The following is an 18267-nucleotide window of genomic DNA, read 5'->3' as shown; positions in this document are numbered from 1 at the left end:
ATATCCCCCCTCTGTTATGCAGTTATTACGGAAGGTTTGATTCAAGCTCATCATAAAGCGCATCTATACCGGAAGCAGCATCTCCTTTTCCCGTCCAGATGGTATCAAGGCTGTCGATCATGCCCTTCTTCATTCCGTTAAAGGTAGATACCTTAGCCGGAAGAACTGCTTTCTCAACCTCTGACATGTAGCTGCTTCTGTATGGAAGAGCCTTATATTCATCACTTGCAAGAACCTCTTTGCAAGCCGGAATCTGGCCGGAGCTTGCCCAGGTCACTCCGCCTTTCATGGAGGCAGCTGCCATGAATTCAACGGCAGCCTTGCTGTCAGCCTCATTCCTTGCTTTCTTTGCAGGAAGAATAAAGGTGTGGGAATCTGCCCAGCAGTTATCTGTATCAAAAAGCTTGGGAAATGCCACCGGTACAAAGTTTAAGTTATCCGTCTGCTCAAAAGCGCCTACCGCCCAGGTTCCGCCGATGCAGATACCTGCTTTTCCGCTCTGGAAGAATTTCTGGTGGTCATCAATCCCTTCCTTAACATAGCCTTTGTCATAAAGCCCCTTTACAAACTCTGCCGCCTTAACAGCCTTTTCCTTATCAAGAGTGACAGACTTGCCGTCATCGCTGACAATAGGGGCTCCTCCCATTTGGAAATAAGCAGCCCACCATAAGCGGTAAGGATCGTCTCCGTTGCTGGTGATGGCGATCGTAGAGCCATCTTCCGGAATCACAGCCTTGATTTTATCGCAGATGGCATAAAAATCATCTGCATTTTTAATGTCAACCCCTCCGGCCCCATTTAATGCCACGCCGGCCTGCTCCAATATGCCTTTGTTAAAATACATAATCTCTGCATGAGTGTCCAATGGAACCGCATAGACCTCACCGCCAAAGGTCACTGCATCAATGGAAGCCTGGGAATAATGCTGGCTTAAATCGATCCCCAGCTCATCAAGATAGGAAGTGATGGGCTGCACCACACCGTCTTCCACCAACTGCGGCAAAGAGGAGGCATGGGATATGCCGATATCCGGTCCTTTTCCGGCAGCAACGGCTGTCTGAAGCTTTGTATAATAATCCGCCCATACCAACATGATGGACTGTACCTGCTTGGTTGGATTGGTACCGTTATATTCCTCGATCATCTTTGACATAAAGCCGCCGTCACCGCCGCTGAATAAGGACCACATGACCAGCTTGTTGGCATCCACAGCCACCTGCTCCGGATTGTTGACCGTTCCGTCGTCATTGACATTCTTTGTCTCTTCCGCAGCTGCTGAAGTTTCTCCTGAAGCAGTCTCCTTGCTCTCTTGTGCCGCCTGAGTCCCCCCGCTCGTCTGCGTTGATGCGCTGCGTCCGCATCCTGATAATGCTGCCATAACCACTGCCGCTGCACCTAAGGCAGCCATCCATTTTTTACCCCTTCTCATAATTACCTCCTTATTTTGCTCATTTTGCTTCACATACCATAAAACAGCCTGTTGCCTTTTCGCACAAAAAGTCGAATTAACAACAGCATTACTGATTTAATACATCAACCATACACCTTTTTATTGTGTAAGTCAATATATTAACCCCTAATTTTTGATTTATTTTGTTTATATTTTACATTAGCAACAGTATTACTGTTTTATTATGAATTACCTTTATTCAAAAAAATAGAATTCCTGTTATAATCTAAGTCCTCCCCATTCCGGGAGAAAGGCAACAAAAAACAACTGCCGGGAAAATAACCACAATTTCCAAACAGTTGTTTCATGGTTCTCCATTTATCATCAAAATTCGATCTCCATAAGAATATCCTGGGGGTAATCACCGAAGGTCTTTCCAAAGAGATTAAAGCCGCCTTCGTACTTTGCATTTTTTTTATTTCCCATGGTCATGGTGACAAAAGCGTTTTCCGAAAGCCAAATATCACTGATTCTGACTTTTGAGACCCGCTCTCCATTCATATAGCTTCCGTCTCCCCTAATCTCCCACTTTACCAGAATACCATATTGAGTAGAACCGTTGGGCCACAGGGCAGGTGTAAGCCTCCCTCTTCTTGACCCAAAATCTCCGGGGCAGCACCATGTGGCACACTCTATGCCGTTTACCCACAAGGTGATATCAGACTTCCAGTCCTCTGCATACCCAGGCGCCTCGGAGCATATTTCCATAGAAAAGGACAAACGCACCGGTTGTTTACCCGCAGGCAGCTGATTGGGGAACTTATATTCCACATACCCTTTAGACGTCCATAAAAGACCTGCCTCCATCCGTTCCGGAAGATAAAAGCTGTATACCTTATCCTCCATACCAACGACTCCATTGGGCGTGTATAAACCGCAGGTGGGAAAAATACTGCAGCCCACAAATGCGCCCACAGGCATCTCAATGCTTAACACCTGATTGATCTGGCTGCTTCTGGGCAGAAAACAGAGATTGGCATAATCCTGTTTCCGGCTGCATACCTTCATGGTCCCATGACTCCCTGGCTGTTCCTCCATACGGATTAAATCCGCTGCTTCCAGAAGCTTCAAATGAAAGGCAGCACTGGACTGGGGAAGACCAAGAGCATCTGCAATCTGGCTTATGGAATAATTATCCTGATATAACAGTTTTATGATCTCCAGCCGGACAGGCGATGAGACCGCTTTGCCAAATTCACAGATTTCTTTAATATTTTCCAGGGTAAATTCCTTAATTTTTGCCATGGCACTGCTCTCCTTCCTCCCTTTTAAGCACCCTGGGCACTGTCAGGCTTTGCAGGTACTGTCTTCCGGGACCGGGATCCATGACGTTCTGGACCCTGATATTTGATACTTATCATACCTTATCTTCAGGGTTTATGTCAATCCCGGAGGCCTCCCTTTGAAAGGCTTTGAACTTGTCCTGAATTCCGTCAGTCCCCCAGCGGAAAGCCTATACTTCTTCCAAATAAATGCATGTGTTTTGCGTCTTTCTGCAAATAGATATATCTACCAAAAAAAATTCTAAAAAAGAAAATTCTTGCTGAATAATAAACAATTTTATGTTAGAATAAAAAAAGTTTCATCGCAAAAAAAATTATTGTAATATGTTAAAACCTGGTATTATGGCAATGATTACTTTGAAGATGAAAGAATAACGAAAAAAGGAATCCTATGAGATAGGACTGGTTAAATTATGGAACCGAAGTTAGAAAAAAAATATGGTCTTTTTACAGCGATCGCAATGGTTGTAGGTATCGTCATCGGCAGCGGCGTGTTTTTTAAAGCGGAAAAGATCCTTACTGCAACCGGAGGCAATTTAAAGCAGGGCATCCTGGCATGGGTGATCGGCGGTATCATTATGATTTCCTGTGCGTATACGTTTTCTGTCATGGCTACCAAATATCAGTATATTAACGGAGTGGTGGATTATGCGGAAGCAGCTATGGGGAAAACCTATGCCTACTATGTGGGCTGGTTTATGGCAGCGATTTATTATCCTACAATAACCTCGGTACTGGCGTGGGTTTCCGCCCGGTATACCTGTGTAATTTTCGGCTTTTCCATTACCGGCGGAGAATGTATGACCATTGCCTGTCTTTACCTGGTTTCAAGCTTTACTATGAATGCATTATCACCTGTTTTGGCCGGAAAATTCCAGGTAAGCACTACGGTCATCAAACTGATTCCCCTCTTTTTAATGGCAGTGGTTGGAACCTTTGCAGGAGTCCGAAGCGGTATGACCATGTACAATTTCACTCATTACGTGTCCCAAAGCTCCTCTAACGGATTATTTACGGCTATTGTTGCAGCCAGCTTTGCTTATGAAGGCTGGATCATAGCTACCTGTATCAACGCAGAATTAAGAAACGCAAAGAAAAATCTTCCACTGGCTTTGATCGCAGGCACCTTTATTACCATGTCAATATATATCCTGTATTACATTGGGCTGGCCGGTACTATTAAAAATGAACTGATGATGGCCGGAGGAGAATCCGGTGCCAAGCTGGCATTCCAGACGGTTTTCTCTTCAGCAGGCGGTTCCCTGTTGTTTGTATTTGTTATTATTTCATGCCTGGGGACCTTAAATGGGCTGATGCTTGGCTGTACCCGGGGAATCTATTCCATTGCCGCCAGAGGCCTTGGCCCTAAACCATGGGTTTTCAGCCAGATCGATCCGGCAACCAATATGCCAGTAAATTCCGCAATCATGGGATTATTTCTATGCGGCATCTGGCTGTTTTATTTTTATGGTGCAAACTTATCCTCCAACTGGTTTGGGTTCTTCCGCTTTGATTCTTCCGAATTGCCTATTATCACAATTTATGCCCTGTACATCCCTATTTTTATTATGTTCATGGTTAAAGGCAAAGAGCTTAATTTCTTTAACCGGGTATTAATGCCCTGCCTCTCCCTTGCAGGCTGTGTATTTATGATCGCTGCCGCCTGGTTTGCCCACGGAATTGCTGCAGTTGCTTATCTGATTGTGTTTTTTGTTATCATGGCCTTAGGCGCTTTGCTTTTTCGAACAAATTTATTTCACAGGAGACTTTTATGAATTGGGAAAAGCAACGGATCTGCTGATTATTTTCTCTCCCGTATATGCTTTCCGCTTAGCCTCTATTGCGGAACGCTGGACGAAAAAATGTTTGTCATGCCGTCTAATTTTGCCGCTCAGGCTGATTACCAATTAAATCTCCAGTTAATTAATGCTATACCCCAAAAGGTGGCTCAGGCCATCACAGAAATTTTAACAGGCAATGTGCACCTTACAAGTCCCCGGTTTCCTGATGGTATTTTTGCTTTTATCGGCAGTTTAGAACACTTTGGTGCAAAAATTTCCGGTTTATCCATACGTCCATCCCAGGCATGTACCAAATGCGGAATGTGCGCGAGGGAATGTCCGGCAAAAAAACATCAGGACGCAATAGGGATTCCTAAATTCGGAGGCAACTGTATGTGGTGTCTGAAATGCATTTACGATTGTCCAAGCAAAGTGCTTTCTCCTGGTATTATGAAGTTTTCTGTTTTAAAAGACGGCTATAACTTAAAAGAAATGAGTGAAAAGGCCAAAACTCAGTGCTAAGAGGATTATATTCCCACCAAAGATATGCTCTGGCAAGGGGTTATGGATTACCTAAAAGAATAGCAGACAAAACAAATCATTACATATACCGTGATCTTACAAAAGATATCGAAAGCCGCTGCCCGGTTGCACCCGATTGCACAGGGCAGCGGTTTATGTTTACAAAAGAGGGCAGAAAAAGTGAAATTTTTTCCCTTTTAGGACAAAACGGCGCAGGTCTATTTTCTGCTTAGCACAAAGCACTTCCATTGAAACACATCTGTCACTTACGGAAAACATGATATTTCAAGGTTCAATAAACCATTGTATCTAATCATACATTCTCTAATTCCGTTAAATATTCCATGAACATACTTGCATAAGCAAAGTACTGAAATCAGTATTGAAAAAATAAATAAATATGTTATAATAGTTCAATGTTGAACTATTATTCTGCATGAGGTGCATCTATATGAAAAGGAACGGAATAGATGGTAAAAAAAGCTTTTTATTACGATTTAACTGGAAGTTAAAAAAGGTGTATGAAAAAATGTTTTATCATTTAACAGAGGAATTACACCTGACGCAAAATGAAATTGACGTACTCTTATTTTTGTATAATAATAACTCACTTAATACAGCAAGCGATATAGCCAGATATCGTGCCATGTCAAAGTCTATGATATCTAAATCCGTGGATTCTCTATATCGAAAGGGTTATCTGTCTTATGAGGCAGATAAAACAGACAGACGATGTATTTATCTAATAATACAACCGGCCGCTACTCCTATCATGAAAAAATTATATGCTGTTCAACAGGAGTTTTTTGCTGTTCTTTCCTGCAATATTACTGAGGAAGAAAATGAGGTAATGGAAACAGTATTAAATAAAATGTATCAAAACATCGTTGATCAATATGAAACATATGAGGATAACAGAAGAGATGGAAAATAAACAACAAAGTGAATTAGGAACTAAAAGCATAAGTAAATTACTCTTTGACATGGCTTTTCCTGCAATTACAGCACAGATTATCAACCTTTTGTACAATATGGTGGATAGAATGTATATTGGACATATTTCTGACACAGGAGCTGCTGCATTAACTGCAATAGGTGTTACAATGCCGCTGATTATGGTAATATCAGCATTTGCTGCTTTAGTCAGTATGGGAGGTGCACCACTCTCTTCGATTAAGATGGGAAAAGGGGAAAAACAGGCTGCTGAAAAAATACTTGGAAATTGTACCACTGCACTCGTGTTTCTTTCAGTAACATTAACAGCTGCAGTCCTTATATTCGGAGAGAAATTGTTAATGGCATTTGGGGCCAGTGAAAATACAATAAAGTATGCTTTGGATTATTTAAACATCTATGCGTGCGGAACATTGTTTGTACAACTAGCTTTAGGATTAAATGCATTTATTACTGCACAAGGGTTTGCCAAGACAAGCATGCTTACGGTACTGGTTGGAGCAGTTTTAAACATTATATTAGATCCAATCTTTATTTTTAAGTTTCATATGGGTGTAAAAGGTGCTGCGCTGGCAACCATAATATCACAGGGTGTTTCTGCATTGTGGGTTATAAAATTTCTTACAGGAGATAAGACTCTGCTAAAAATCAGGAGAAAAGATTTAAAGATTGATTTTAAGGTGCTGATGCCTTGTGTTGCTCTTGGATTATCACCATTTATTATGCAATCAACTGAAAGTATTTTAGCCGTATCATTTAATACATCACTGCTTAAATATGGCGGAGATTTAGCAGTCGGCGCCATGACAATCCTTTCTAGTGTTATGCAATTTTCCATGCTTCCATTAGCCGGACTTACCCAGGGAGCCACACCCATTATCAGCTTTAACTATGGAGCAGCGAATGGTACCAGGGTCAAAGAAGCATTTTTGTTACTGCTTAAGGTATCTCTCATTTATTCCATAGGATTGTGGGCAGTTGCAATGTTAACTCCACAAGTTTTTGCCAGATTTTTTACCAAAGATGTCGGTTTGATTCAAATTTCTATAAAATCAATGAGAATTTACATGGCTGCTTCTTTTCTATTTGGAATCCAAATCAGTTGCCAGCAGACCTTTATCGCATTGGGAAATGCAAAAACATCTGTATTTCTTGCTGTTTTGCGTAAAATAATCCTTTTAATTCCACTTATATTTATATTGCCATTGTTTTTTGAAAATAAGGTGGCTGCGGTATTTTTCGCAGAGCCTATAGCAGATATGATTGCTGTCACAATAACAAGTATCCTGTTTGCCACTCAGTTTAAAAGCGTGTTAAGGAAATTGGAGCTTAAATAATGATAAGCATATGACAAAATAGAGACCTAACGAGTTAGGTCTCTATCTTTCTATTTGTTTCCTGTTTTGTAATCGTCTCTGGCCCAGTTTGGGGCATTGACCGGACCGGCCTTGTCATTTCCATTCTTGGCTGCGCCCTGAATTTCCGGGACCCGGGCCTGCTCATTTTTTGGACGATGCATTTTCTCATGATTCTCTGTACCATGGTTGTTTGAATCATAGGGACTTGGTCTTCTCATACCTGCTTTTGCCATAATGATACCTCCTATCTGCCATTAGTTTTTGTATTTCCTGAGAAACTATGCAGAAGATTTCGGTTTCATAAATATAGCGGCAAAAAATGTAAAATAGGGACTGTCTGATATTACAATGAATTATTTTCGGGGCAGTGCATGAATGGCTCCGCCAATGCAGTCCTCCAACGCTTCCCCTATGGATTCATTATAGGTAGGATGGGCACGCATGGCCTTTAAAAGCTGCTTTGCAGTAAGCTTATTGGATATGGCGGTCCCCATTTCCCCAATCATGTCCGTCGCTCTGGCACACATCATCTGTGCTCCCAGCAGTACATTGGTTTCCTTATCTGCTACAACCTTAACAAAACCTCTTTCTTCTTTTGTTATCAATGATTTACTGTTGGCATGGGTTAAGAATCTTCCGGTTACGGTCTCAATTCCCTTTTCTTTTGCATCCTCTTCCGTCATACCTACACATGCAATTTCAGGGTCTGTATATACACAGGACGGAACGACTGACAGATCAATAGACGGCTCTTTCCCATTCATCCATTCTACCGCGCAGATCCCCTGGGCGCTTGCAGCATGGGCCAGCTGGATACCTCCGATGACATCTCCGATGGCAAACACGCCCGGCATACTTGTTTCAAAGTTTTTACTTACCTTTATTCTGCCCCGGTCCATTTCCAGTAATGTCCCATCCTCCAGCAGACCTTCCGTCATGGGGATACGTCCGGCTGCCGAAAGCAGACACGGTGTCTTTAAGACCTCTGTTTTCTCTTTCTCCTTCCCCTTCTCCGTAAAAGTACAGATAAAATCAAGGCCCTCTGTTTCAATTTTCCGGACAAACGCTCTGGTATGGATGGTGACGCCTCTCTTTTTCAAAAGCATCTTAACATTCTGTGATATTTCTTTATCCAGGCCGGGCAGAAGTTTATCTTCTGCTTCCAGTATGGTGACCCTGGAACCAAAGGAAGAGAATACGGTGGCAAATTCCACACCAATGACCCCGCCGCCTATAATAACCAGACTTTCCGGCACATGATCAAGTAGAAACATATCATCGCTGGTCATGACTCCCGGAAGGCGGATTCCCTCTATAGGAGGAAAAGAGGGCTTGGAACCTGTGGCCAGTAAGATATTCTTTGCCTGAAGGATCCGTTCTTCCTCCTCTGTCTTAACCCTGACTCTTCCATCCTTTATCAGCGTCCCGGTTCCATGGATCTGTTCTATTTTATTTCCCTTAAGGAGCTGTTCCACACCAAGTCTGAGGCTTTCAGAGGTTTCATTTTTATAGGACAATACTTTGCCGTAATCATAACTCACCTCTTTGGAAACAATTCCGAACCGTTCTCCGGACAGAACCTCCTGATATAATTTGGCAGCATGCAGCAAAGCCTTTGCAGGAACACACCCCCGGTTTAAACAGGTACCTCCCACTTCCCGGTTTTCTATCAACCCGGTCTTCATCCCCAGCTTTGCAGCTTTTATTGCCGCCACATATCCTCCGGGGCCTGCACCAATAACAAGCAGATCATATATGACATCCATTCAATCCCTCCCTGGCTTCTATAATTCAGCAGCGGCAAAAAACTCTTTTAAATCATTTATTATGATTGACTGGGTCTGGGTCTCTGCCGGCACCTGATCCAGTCTGTGACAGATATCCTTATATTCGTATCTGCTTCCCTTTATATATCCGGGGATCCTGTCTACCAGATCCGGCTCCATAGAATCGGAAAACAACTGCAGATCCTTTACGATCCCATTGTTCACCTGAAACTGCCAGATTCCGTTCCCCCAGGCAAACCGTTTTGACAGCTCGTACTGAAAGTCCATGCTGCGTCCGTACAGCCAATCCCAGGAGGAAAATTTCTTTCTTCCATCTGACAAGGCTTTGGGATCCAAATCCTCCTGGCTGCAGTAAACCGCCTTACGTTCATAGGTTTCCTCAAATGCCTCCAGCAGCTTATTCTTCAGGGTTTGAATGGTCAGGCCAGGCTCATACTCGGAAAGATTGGTTACCCTTGATTTGACGGAGTCCACTCCTTTTAGTGCCAGCTTCTCCTTTGAAACCTGCAGATATTGGGAAAGCTTCTGCATATCAGCATGGACCAGGAGAGTTCCATGATGATAGCACTTCTCCCCTCGGGTGTAAAAGGCATTTCCGGAAAATTTCCTTCCTGATACGGTAATATCATTTCTTCCGGATTTCTCTGCATGGATTCCTACTTTTCTGACCCCACTTAATATAACCTCCAGCTGCTTATCCTGATCATAATGGTTCTTTCGGACAAGAAACGTAAAGTTTAAATTGCCAAGGTCATGGAATACGGCACCGCCTCCTGATAATCTTCTCACCAGATGTCCGCCATCCTCTTCCAGTTCCCGGATCCTGCATTCCTTCCATGGATTCTGGTTCCTGCCGATTACAACAGTATTTTCATTCTGCCATAGGTATAAGATACAAGTGTCCTCCTCTGTTGTTTCCATTAAATATTCCTCTATGGCCAGGTTTAAATAGGGGTCAAAACCGCTTCCGTCGAAATATTTAATATTCTGTATCATCGTTATGGTTTTCCTTATCTGCAAAGTCATACTTTAACATTAAATTTCTGGCTGCTTTCACTTCATCAAGCCTGGTGACCGGTGTATGGACAGGCGCCAGATGAAGGATTTCCGGATGGGATCCGGCTGTTTCATAAAGGTCCAGAAGTACAGAAATCACGTGATCCAGGGTTTCCTTTGATTCCGTTTCCGTCGGCTCCGCCATTAACGCCTCTGATACGATCAGAGGGAAATACATGGTCGGGGGATGGATGTCATGGTCTAAAAGTCCTTTTGCTATGTCCATAGCTGATACACCGGTTTCTTTTTTAAGTCTGGCCAGACTCATAACAAACTCATGCATACAGGGTCCCGGATATGCCATGTCATATCCATCCTTTAATTTTGCCATCATATAATTGGCGTTTAATACCGCATGCTTGGAAGCTTCCGGAATTCCTTCCTTTCCAAGCATGAATAAATAGGTCATGGCCCTGACAACGATCAGAAAGTTTCCGTAGAAATTTTTCACCTGTCCGATGCTCTGCGCAGGACTTTTAAAGGTATATCCGTTTTCCTCTTCCACCAGGTTGTTGGGCAAAAATCCAGCCAGCAGATTCTTGCACCCCACCGGCCCGCTGCCGGGACCGCCGCCTCCATGAGGAGTAGAAAAGGTTTTATGAAGATTTAAGTGTACCACATCAAAGCCCATATCCCCTGGTCTAACCATTCCCATGACTGCGTTTAGATTTGCTCCGTCATAATAAGCCAGCCCTCCTGCTTCATGAACGATTTTTGTTATTTCCAGAATATTTCTGTCAAAAAGGCCTAAGGTGTTGGGATTGGTCAGCATCAGCCCAGCCGTATCTTCCCCCACTGCCTTTTTCAGTTCCTCCAGATCCACCCCGCCGTCTCTTGAAGAAGGAATACTGATCACGGAATAGCCCACCATGGACGCACTGGCAGGATTGGTCCCATGTGCAGAATCAGGTACTATGATCTTTGTTCTTTTACCGTCTCCCCGGCTCTCATGATATGCTTTTATCAGCAATAACCCCACAAATTCACCGTGAGCTCCTGCAGCCGGCTGAAAGGTCATGCGGTCCATTCCCGTGATCTCACACAGATAATTTTCTGCTGTTTTCAAAACCTCCATGCAGCCCTGAACCGTATGCTCCGGCTGAAGAGGATGGATGTTTGCAAATCCTGGAAGCGAAGCCATATCTTCATTGATTTTTGGATTATATTTCATGGTGCAGGAACCCAGAGGATAAAATCCGTCATTGACTCCATATGCCATTTTTGCGGCTTCCGTATAATGCCTGCTTATATCATTTTCAGATACCTGGGGAAGGTGCATGTTCTTTTTTCTACGGCAGTCTTCCTCCGGCAGTCTCACCGGCACATCGCATTCCGGCAGAATGGTCATTCTTCTTCCTTTCTGCCCCTTTTCAAATATCAGCATCCCCTTACACCTCCTTCAGAATGCCAACGACACGGTCCATGTCATTCTTTGCATTCAATTCCGTACAGCACCATAAAATCTGCCCGGCTCTTTCACCAGTTAAGGGATAGCCGCCCAGGATTCCCTGTTCCTCCAGCAGCTCCATTACCTGTTCCGCAGGAATTTTTGAAATGGTCACAAATTCATGAAAAAACTCTCCCCGGTTTACAACCGGATATCCGATTGCTTGTAATTGGTCTGCCAGATAGTGAGCCTTTGACATACACTGTATGGCTGTTTGTTTCAGTCCTTCTGCTCCCATAGCTGATAAATAGACTCCTGCTGCCAAAGCACAAAGCGCCTGGTTTGAGCAGATGTTGCTTAATGCTTTTTCTCTTCTTATATGCTGTTCCCGCGCCTGGAGAGTCAGGACATATCCTGTCTTTCCGTTGGAATCAACGGTTTCTCCCACAATTCTTCCGGGCAGCTTTCTGGTCAGTTCTTTCGTGCAGGCCATGAAACCAATATATGGACCGCCGAATGCCAGAGGCAGTCCCAGAGGCTGCCCCTCTCCTACTGCAACATCTGCACCATATTCTCCCGGCGTCTTTATGATTCCCAGGGAAATTGGATTTACGCCCATGATATAGCGTGCACCGGCTTCCTTTGCTATGGTTCCGATTTCCCCGGCCGGTTCCAGACTGCCGTAATAATTGGGATTCTGAATATAGATACATGCTGCCTGATCATCCAGATGTTCCTTTAGAAAATCCAGATCCGTGATACCGTCCTTTTCAGGAATCACCCTAAGTTCCATCCCATTTCCAAAACAATAAGTCTTTATGGTCTCCATGACATGGGGATGAACTGCCGCAGAAACAAAGGCCTTGTTTTTCTTTCTGTCCCTGCACATCGCTACCGCTTCTGCTGCCGCTGACCCTCCGTCATACACGGAGGCATTGGCCGTATCCATTCCCGTAATCTCGCAGATCATTGTCTGGTATTCAAATATGGATCGTAAGATCCCCTGGCTGATTTCCGCCTGGTACGGGGTATAAGCCGTGTATAACGTTTCCTTAGACAACACACTTTTCACTATGGAAGGGATATAGTGCCTGTACGCACCCGCTCCCCTGAATATTACCGGAAACTCCGTGTTCTTTGCCGCAATGCCTTCCATTTTTTTGCTTACTTCCATTTCAGACATCCCCCGGGGGAGATTCAATCCATCCTGTAACATCACTTCCTTTGGAAGCTGCCCGAAAAGGTCTTCGATGCTGTTGATTCCGATCGCAGACAGCATTTCTTTTCTGTCCTGGTCGGTTGCCGGTATAAATGAACCCATATGCAGACCTCCTTTATTCCATTTCTTTTTTTACAAATTCTCCGTACTCCTCAGGACTTAAGAATTCTTCCTTATCCGTAATATCGGTGATCTTTGCAAACCAAGCCTCATACGGGGCCTCATTGATCTTTTCCGGTGCATCCAGAAGTTCCTCATTGATTTCTGATACAACTCCGGTTACCGGACAATACACATCGGAAACAGCTTTTACGGATTCCACATCAGCAAATACTTCACCGGCTGTCGTCTCATCTCCTTCTTCCGGCAGATTAACGAAAACAAGCCCTCCCAATGACTGCTGTGCGTAATCCGTAAGGCCCACCAAAGCTGTGGTTTCATCTTCAAACCTTACCCATTCATGTGATTTTGTGTAAACCAGATTTTCCAATACCTTCATGCTTTATTCTCCTTTTTCTTTTATTGCCCATGTTTTCCGGGCAGGGCCGCCCGGCTTGTCAGGGCGTCCTGGTAAACCCACAGGGTGATTCCCCATGGGATTATTTTGATTTTTTATAGAATGGAAGAGGTACCACTTCCGCCTCAACGTCCCTTCCCCGGACGATTACCGTTACTTTTGTACCTTCTATTGCATATTCCTTATCCAGAATGGCCATGGCAGCCGGATACCCCAGATAGGGGCAGTGGGTTCCGGATGTAGTAAAGCCTGCCTTTTTTCCGTTTACAAGCACCTCTTCCTGTTCCCGTATGATCCCGCGTCCTGTTACCTTTAATCCTACCCGCTTTCTTAAGAGGGAATCCTTATCCGGCAAATGGCTTTTGCCGATAAAATCCTCCTTCTTCATTTTCACGGCAAATCCCAGTCCGGTTTCCACCGGATTGATTTCATCGTTCATTTCATGTCCATACAGAGGCATGCCCGCCTCCAGCCTTAAGGTATCTCTGGCCCCCAGCCCGCAGGGGATCAGTCCGTATTCCTTCCCTGCCTCCATAAGCGTTTCCCACATGGTCTCAGCATATGTATTGTCTAAATAAAGCTCAAAACCGTCCTCCCCTGTATAACCGGTTCTGGATACGATACACGGGATTTGGGCAACCCTTCCATTGAAATTACCATAATAATATTTTTCAGGAATGTCCCCGGTCAGCTTCCTCAGTATTTCCTGGGATTTGGGACCCTGCAGGGCAATCTGGGTGATATCATCGGAAATATCTTCAAACACCACTTCTCCAAATTTATGATCCAGCATCCACCGGTAATCCTTTTCTTTATTGGAAGCATTTACGACGATAAAATACTCCTCAGCCTTTTTCTTATATACAATCAGGTCATCCACTGTCCCGCCCATTTCATTGCACATAGGGCTGTATCTTGCCTGGCCGTCTGCCATACCGGTAAAATCATTGGTCAGCATCCGCTGCAGATTCTCAAGTGCATCAGTTCCCTTACAGATTATTTCTCCCATATGGGAAACATCAAACAGCCCTGCTCCAGTTCTAACTGCCATATGCTCCTTTATGATTCCCTCTTCATACTGAATGGGAAGAAGATATCCGGCAAAAGGGACCATTTTGCCATGATACTTCCGATGCATTTCATAAAGCGGTGTTTTTCGTTCCATGTATTAATCCTCCTTGAATTTATATGATAATAGGAAGTCACCTGTTTATCCGCACAAAAAAAGGCAGAAAGAAATATCTCTATTGGATATTCCTGCCTGCCTCTGTCCTTTTACCTGAAAGATTGACTTCTTCGGTACATAAATGTTCTCCAGAGTTACGTCCGAATCTGATCCTTTTGCCTGAGAGTTTCTGCGTTCCCCTTCGGCGGCACAGATTTGTGCTCTCTCTCAAATTCATCATCCGTTATTTATTATTGATATTATCAGAGTACTTTTGCACTGTCAATGATTTTTTACACAAAAGACCAATTCAGGAAGCTTTCATTCTAAGTAAGCCCTGATTCCATTTATTCTGTTTTATTAATGGTGATTGCTTTTGGTCTGGTCATGGCTTCTATGTATACTTTACTCCCTGGGTCCCCATGCCGGAGGCTTTTACTCCCAAAACGGAAAATGGTCCGGTCCATCTGCTCTCCTTTCAATGCGTTCTTACGTTCTGCCTTCTTATAATATATTTAAAGATAAGGATTAAATGTCATTGCCGCTGCAATATAATCTTCCGGCACCGTTTTAGAGTCTATTGAAAAGTATGGAGCTATACACGCCGGAAAATACTAGAAAAAACGCCCCGGGCCAGGCCTGGCTCCAGGACGTAGGAATCATATGCAGATCCATTGCATCTTGCTTACCTGCAAATGTCAAGAATGCGGTCACGAGTCATTTCACCATAATACTTTTCCATGATCCGGCTCTCTTTGATCCACACCATACAGGGGGTATTCTCAACATCAAGGCGTTTCGCAATTCCATCTGATTTATAAATATCAATGCAGGATACCCTTAGGTCACCATGCTCCTGTTCATACTCTTTAAAAACCGGCAGCAGCTCTCTTGCCTGGGGATCGATTGCATTATAAAGATACACGAGGGAGGGTCTTCCTTCATTCATTATCTGCTTTTCAAAAATTTCACTTTCCGATACATATTTTTCTGCACCGTAGCCGGCAACAGCTCCATCTCCCACTGCCGTTGCGACCTGTTTTAAGTATTTGTCCCGTACATCTCCTACGGCAAATACTCCAGGTATATTTGTTTCCATCCGTTCATTGGTTATGAGATAGCCTCCCCTGTTCATGTCCAGAATATCACGGAATAATTCTGTATTTGGCAGATAACCGATAAACAGGAAACAACTGTCCACGGAGACAGGAATTTTTTCCTCTGTCTTTAAATTCTTTAACACAACCGTGTGCAGCCTTTCGTCCCCCTCAAAGCGGTCAACAACCGTATTCCAGAGAAATTCCATTTTAGGATTGGAAAGAGCCTGTGCCTTTGCAATCTCATTACAGTCCATTTTGCCATTCTCATGCATAACAGATACGATAACCTTATCTGCAAATTTGGTTAAAAATATCCCCTCTTCAATGGCTGCATCACCGCTTCCGATCACCATAACCGTTTTCCCTGTATTTGCCGCAGCATCACAGGTGGCGCAGAACGAGATCCCTTTATCATAAAGATATAAGTCCTCATTTTTCGCACCGGTCAGACGGGGTTTTCCGCCGCTTCCGATAATCACGGCCTTTGCCTGGTAAATGGTACGGAACGTTTCTACCTGCTTCATATCCCCTGCCAGGGATACGGATTTTACATCCGTTAATTTAAACTCTACGCCAAATTTTTTGGCCTGTTTATGAAATAAATCCATAAGTCCAAGACCTGTAGCCCCATCCGGAAAGCCGGGATAGTTCTCTATTTCATTGGTATAAGTGGCAAGCCCTCCTACCAGGGTTTTTTCTATGATTAAGGTTTTTAGCTTGGCTCTGCCGCAATAGATTCCTGCAGTTAAGCCGGCTGCTCCGCCTCCTATAATCACCACATCATATGATTCTGTTTTTTTAGTCATTTTAACCTGTTCCTTTCTGAATACTTTTATTCAGTTTTCACAGCCGTTTTTCTTTTTTCCAAAACCGGGCATTTATATGACAGGGGCAATCAGATATGATCGCCCCATGATTACAAATCACATAAAATATTTGGCTAATAATTTGCTTCCCAGAAAAGCACCTACCAGCAGAAATGCCCCAAATACCCAACCGGATAAGGAAAAAGCAGAAATTGCGGTAAATAACGCTCCTATATTACAGCCATTGGCAAGTCTTGCCCCATAACCCATTAACAAGCCGCCAAGAACAGCCGCAACGACCTGCCGCAACGACTTGATCTTCTTGACCTTAAACTGTGATGCAAATAACGTTGCCGCAAAGGCTCCCAATACAATGCCTAGATTGCGGATGGAACCCCCGTCTGCCAGAAAGCTGGTATTGAGTTCCTTCTGCATTTTTTCAGAAGCATAGTATACCCAGCCGCTTGCATCACCGCCAAGAGCTTTGTAATTCCAGGTGCCCCAGTTGGCAAATGCGCTTGTGACACCCCAGCCGCTTCCCAGGGCTGCAAAGTGGGCGATTTGAAAGACGGCCAGTAAAACGGCTCCTGCCACATAGGTCAAGGGTTCTTTTAACAGCTTCTTGTAAATCGGATGATCACCAAGCTTAATAAAAAATTGTTTCAAAATCATTCACCTGCTTTCACAGAAGTTATCTACTTCGTCTTTTCAATGACAATTTCCCATTCTCCATCATCCACTTCTTCGATTTCTACGTTATGTCCCTGCTTTCTTGCCCACTCAGGAACATTTTTCATTGCACAGCTATGATCAATGGATACGATCAATACGTCTCCAACCGATAACTCACTGATCTTCTTTTCCGTTTTCATAAGCGGGACCGGACACGCCTCTCCCAGACAATCTAATGTAAATTCAGCCATGTGATATATCTCCTTTAAAAATAAATTTTATTCTGCACTTCCCATTTTCTTTTCCTGCCATTTGACGGCGGCTATGTATAACAGAACAATAATCAATCCCTGTACAACGATTGCGCCAAACCAGCCAAACACGTCCGGCAAAAAGATCTTCGGAGCATTTTCATTGAATTTACTCCAGAAGTTCATGTCGTGTGCGCCCCAGAAAGAACCTGCTATGAAGAACACCAAAGACAGCATCTGCATGGCAAAGCCCTCTCCAACGCGCATCAGGGTTCCTGATGCACAGCCACCGGCAATGACCATTCCGATACCAAACATAACCGCACCGACAGCCAAGGGCAAACCGATGGGCGCCACGCCGGTCATGCTGAAATTGGATTCCGCATTTGCCATGACACTGGCATACTTGATTGCCCAGAAACCTACACTGGCTACTGCTACCGCTACCAATACGGCCCTTGTTACGGATGTGCTTCCGGTGATACAAGGGTCGCGGAATGCCGCCGTAAAGCAGAACCTGGAACGCTGCAGGATGTACCCGAATGCAATACCGAATCCCCAATAAACAGGCAGCTTATTGCTCCCTCCTGCCAAATAAAAACCAAAAGCAATGATCAGGATCGTAACCAAAATTGCATATGGAATCTGGCTTTTCTTGGGTTTTCTTGGCTTACGCACTCTTTCCCCACTTACGCTTGTGTTAACCTCTGACACGTAAATCCCCCTTTCTTTAAAATAGTATTTGTTAATATTATAACAAAATCACAATTTAAATTATACCACACTTATTAAAAATCAGTTAATCAAGAATCTGATATGTCATAAGATTTACTTATATCCCATTATTTTATCGCACTAGCCACACCCATTGATATCTGCTATAATAAAAATACAAAAAAAGAACTGTTAAGATTTTAACAGCTCTATTAACTGGTTTTGGAGTTAAATTCAGAAAGGCG

17 protein-coding genes and 1 riboswitch are annotated in these 18267 nt (G+C 43.8%); of the genes, 4 read left to right on the top strand and 13 right to left on the bottom strand.

The genetic code is table 11. The features are described from left to right. Window positions 1-25 precede the first annotated feature (25 nt). Both CLOSA_RS07790 and CLOSA_RS07785 read right to left on the bottom strand, forming a co-directional pair. On the bottom strand, window positions 26-1429 hold the full coding sequence (locus tag CLOSA_RS07790) for an extracellular solute-binding protein (protein WP_013272226.1): 1404 nt from the start codon (window positions 1427-1429) through the stop codon (window positions 26-28). Between the two features lie 345 nt (window positions 1430-1774). Continuing rightward, window positions 1775-2695 (bottom strand): ArsR/SmtB family transcription factor, encoded by a 921-nt coding sequence (locus CLOSA_RS07785; RefSeq protein ID WP_013272225.1) that lies wholly within the window; start codon window positions 2693-2695, stop codon window positions 1775-1777. A 451-nt stretch (window positions 2696-3146) separates the two neighbouring features. Between CLOSA_RS07785 and CLOSA_RS07780 the strand changes: the two genes are divergently transcribed. The 4 genes from CLOSA_RS07780 (at window position 3147) to CLOSA_RS07760 (ending at window position 7327) form a co-directional block, all read left to right on the top strand. Further along, window positions 3147-4508: an APC family permease gene (locus tag CLOSA_RS07780; RefSeq protein ID WP_013272224.1), complete on the top strand. Its 1362-nt coding sequence runs from the start codon at window positions 3147-3149 to the stop codon at window positions 4506-4508. 399 nt (window positions 4509-4907) lie between these two features. Then, window positions 4908-5036 carry a hypothetical protein gene (locus CLOSA_RS23400; protein WP_278146013.1) on the top strand — a complete coding sequence of 43 codons (129 nt, stop codon included), beginning with the start codon at window positions 4908-4910 and terminating at the stop codon, window positions 5034-5036. A 451-nt stretch (window positions 5037-5487) separates the two neighbouring features. Continuing rightward, window positions 5488-5970 (top strand): MarR family winged helix-turn-helix transcriptional regulator, encoded by a 483-nt coding sequence (locus tag CLOSA_RS07765; RefSeq protein ID WP_013272222.1) that lies wholly within the window; start codon window positions 5488-5490, stop codon window positions 5968-5970. Further along, a complete protein-coding gene (locus CLOSA_RS07760) occupies window positions 5960-7327 on the top strand; it encodes an MATE family efflux transporter (protein ID WP_013272221.1) in 1368 nt (455 codons plus the stop codon). Before CLOSA_RS07765 ends, CLOSA_RS07760 begins: the two co-directional genes overlap by 11 nt. Before the next feature lie 50 nt (window positions 7328-7377). On the opposite strand, the gene CLOSA_RS07755 is transcribed toward CLOSA_RS07760, so the two are convergent. From CLOSA_RS07755 to CLOSA_RS07705, 11 genes are all read right to left on the bottom strand, one after another. After that, window positions 7378-7581: a hypothetical protein gene (locus tag CLOSA_RS07755; RefSeq protein WP_013272220.1), complete on the bottom strand. Its 204-nt coding sequence runs from the start codon at window positions 7579-7581 to the stop codon at window positions 7378-7380. A 120-nt stretch (window positions 7582-7701) separates the two neighbouring features. Further along, complete coding sequence (lpdA, locus tag CLOSA_RS07750; RefSeq protein ID WP_013272219.1) at window positions 7702-9114, bottom strand: dihydrolipoyl dehydrogenase; 1413 nt, start codon at window positions 9112-9114, stop codon at window positions 7702-7704. Between the two features lie 18 nt (window positions 9115-9132). Next, window positions 9133-10131, bottom strand: coding sequence for a lipoate--protein ligase (locus CLOSA_RS07745; protein ID WP_013272218.1), 999 nt, complete (start codon window positions 10129-10131; stop codon window positions 9133-9135). Further along, on the bottom strand, window positions 10115-11575 hold the full coding sequence (gene gcvPB, locus CLOSA_RS07740) for an aminomethyl-transferring glycine dehydrogenase subunit GcvPB (RefSeq protein ID WP_013272217.1): 1461 nt from the start codon (window positions 11573-11575) through the stop codon (window positions 10115-10117). Before gcvPB ends, CLOSA_RS07745 begins: the two co-directional genes overlap by 17 nt. Window positions 11576-11579: 4 nt before the next feature. Next, entirely contained in the window at window positions 11580-12899 is a 1320-nt protein-coding gene (gene gcvPA, locus CLOSA_RS07735) for an aminomethyl-transferring glycine dehydrogenase subunit GcvPA (RefSeq protein ID WP_013272216.1), read from the bottom strand. A 13-nt stretch (window positions 12900-12912) separates the two neighbouring features. Next, window positions 12913-13296 carry a glycine cleavage system protein GcvH gene (gcvH, locus tag CLOSA_RS07730; RefSeq protein WP_013272215.1) on the bottom strand — a complete coding sequence of 128 codons (384 nt, stop codon included), beginning with the start codon at window positions 13294-13296 and terminating at the stop codon, window positions 12913-12915. A 100-nt stretch (window positions 13297-13396) separates the two neighbouring features. After that, entirely contained in the window at window positions 13397-14479 is a 1083-nt protein-coding gene (gene gcvT, locus CLOSA_RS07725) for a glycine cleavage system aminomethyltransferase GcvT (RefSeq protein ID WP_013272214.1), read from the bottom strand. 158 nt (window positions 14480-14637) lie between these two features. Beyond that, window positions 14638-14720, bottom strand: a riboswitch (glycine riboswitch). 444 nt (window positions 14721-15164) lie between these two features. Beyond that, window positions 15165-16385 (bottom strand): FAD-dependent oxidoreductase, encoded by a 1221-nt coding sequence (locus CLOSA_RS07720; protein WP_013272213.1) that lies wholly within the window; start codon window positions 16383-16385, stop codon window positions 15165-15167. A gap of 117 nt (window positions 16386-16502) precedes the next feature. Further along, window positions 16503-17057 carry a YeeE/YedE thiosulfate transporter family protein gene (locus CLOSA_RS07715; protein ID WP_242647788.1) on the bottom strand — a complete coding sequence of 185 codons (555 nt, stop codon included), beginning with the start codon at window positions 17055-17057 and terminating at the stop codon, window positions 16503-16505. Between the two features lie 23 nt (window positions 17058-17080). Then, window positions 17081-17308, bottom strand: coding sequence for a sulfurtransferase TusA family protein (locus CLOSA_RS07710; protein WP_013272211.1), 228 nt, complete (start codon window positions 17306-17308; stop codon window positions 17081-17083). A 27-nt stretch (window positions 17309-17335) separates the two neighbouring features. Further along, on the bottom strand, window positions 17336-18022 hold the full coding sequence (locus CLOSA_RS07705) for a YeeE/YedE thiosulfate transporter family protein (protein WP_013272210.1): 687 nt from the start codon (window positions 18020-18022) through the stop codon (window positions 17336-17338). Window positions 18023-18267: the final 245 nt, after the last annotated feature.

Origin of the sequence: [Clostridium] saccharolyticum WM1 (assembly GCF_000144625.1) — a bacterium.
Lineage (GTDB): Bacteria > Bacillota > Clostridia > Lachnospirales > Lachnospiraceae > Lacrimispora > Lacrimispora saccharolytica.
The sequence above is the reverse complement of the archived record's forward strand: the minus strand, read 5'-3'. Positions and strand labels throughout refer to the sequence as shown.

What these genes read in the sequence shown, in the direction of transcription:
- CLOSA_RS07790 (WP_013272226.1), bottom strand. Translation starts at nt 1,429, where the DNA reads ATGAGAAGGGGTAAAAAATGGATGGCTGCCTTAGGTGCAGCGGCAGTG.
- CLOSA_RS07785 (WP_013272225.1), bottom strand. Translation starts at nt 2,695, where the DNA reads ATGGCAAAAATTAAGGAATTTACCCTGGAAAATATTAAAGAAATCTGT.
- CLOSA_RS07780 (WP_013272224.1), top strand. Translation starts at nt 3,147, where the DNA reads ATGGAACCGAAGTTAGAAAAAAAATATGGTCTTTTTACAGCGATCGCA.
- CLOSA_RS23400 (WP_278146013.1), top strand. Translation starts at nt 4,908, where the DNA reads ATGTGGTGTCTGAAATGCATTTACGATTGTCCAAGCAAAGTGCTTTCT.
- CLOSA_RS07765 (WP_013272222.1), top strand. Translation starts at nt 5,488, where the DNA reads ATGAAAAGGAACGGAATAGATGGTAAAAAAAGCTTTTTATTACGATTT.
- CLOSA_RS07760 (WP_013272221.1), top strand. Translation starts at nt 5,960, where the DNA reads ATGGAAAATAAACAACAAAGTGAATTAGGAACTAAAAGCATAAGTAAA.
- CLOSA_RS07755 (WP_013272220.1), bottom strand. Translation starts at nt 7,581, where the DNA reads ATGGCAAAAGCAGGTATGAGAAGACCAAGTCCCTATGATTCAAACAAC.
- lpdA (WP_013272219.1), bottom strand. Translation starts at nt 9,114, where the DNA reads ATGGATGTCATATATGATCTGCTTGTTATTGGTGCAGGCCCCGGAGGA.
- CLOSA_RS07745 (WP_013272218.1), bottom strand. Translation starts at nt 10,131, where the DNA reads ATGATACAGAATATTAAATATTTCGACGGAAGCGGTTTTGACCCCTAT.
- gcvPB (WP_013272217.1), bottom strand. Translation starts at nt 11,575, where the DNA reads ATGCTGATATTTGAAAAGGGGCAGAAAGGAAGAAGAATGACCATTCTG.
- gcvPA (WP_013272216.1), bottom strand. Translation starts at nt 12,899, where the DNA reads ATGGGTTCATTTATACCGGCAACCGACCAGGACAGAAAAGAAATGCTG.
- gcvH (WP_013272215.1), bottom strand. Translation starts at nt 13,296, where the DNA reads ATGAAGGTATTGGAAAATCTGGTTTACACAAAATCACATGAATGGGTA.
- gcvT (WP_013272214.1), bottom strand. Translation starts at nt 14,479, where the DNA reads ATGGAACGAAAAACACCGCTTTATGAAATGCATCGGAAGTATCATGGC.
- CLOSA_RS07720 (WP_013272213.1), bottom strand. Translation starts at nt 16,385, where the DNA reads ATGACTAAAAAAACAGAATCATATGATGTGGTGATTATAGGAGGCGGA.
- CLOSA_RS07715 (WP_242647788.1), bottom strand. Translation starts at nt 17,057, where the DNA reads ATGATTTTGAAACAATTTTTTATTAAGCTTGGTGATCATCCGATTTAC.
- CLOSA_RS07710 (WP_013272211.1), bottom strand. Translation starts at nt 17,308, where the DNA reads ATGGCTGAATTTACATTAGATTGTCTGGGAGAGGCGTGTCCGGTCCCG.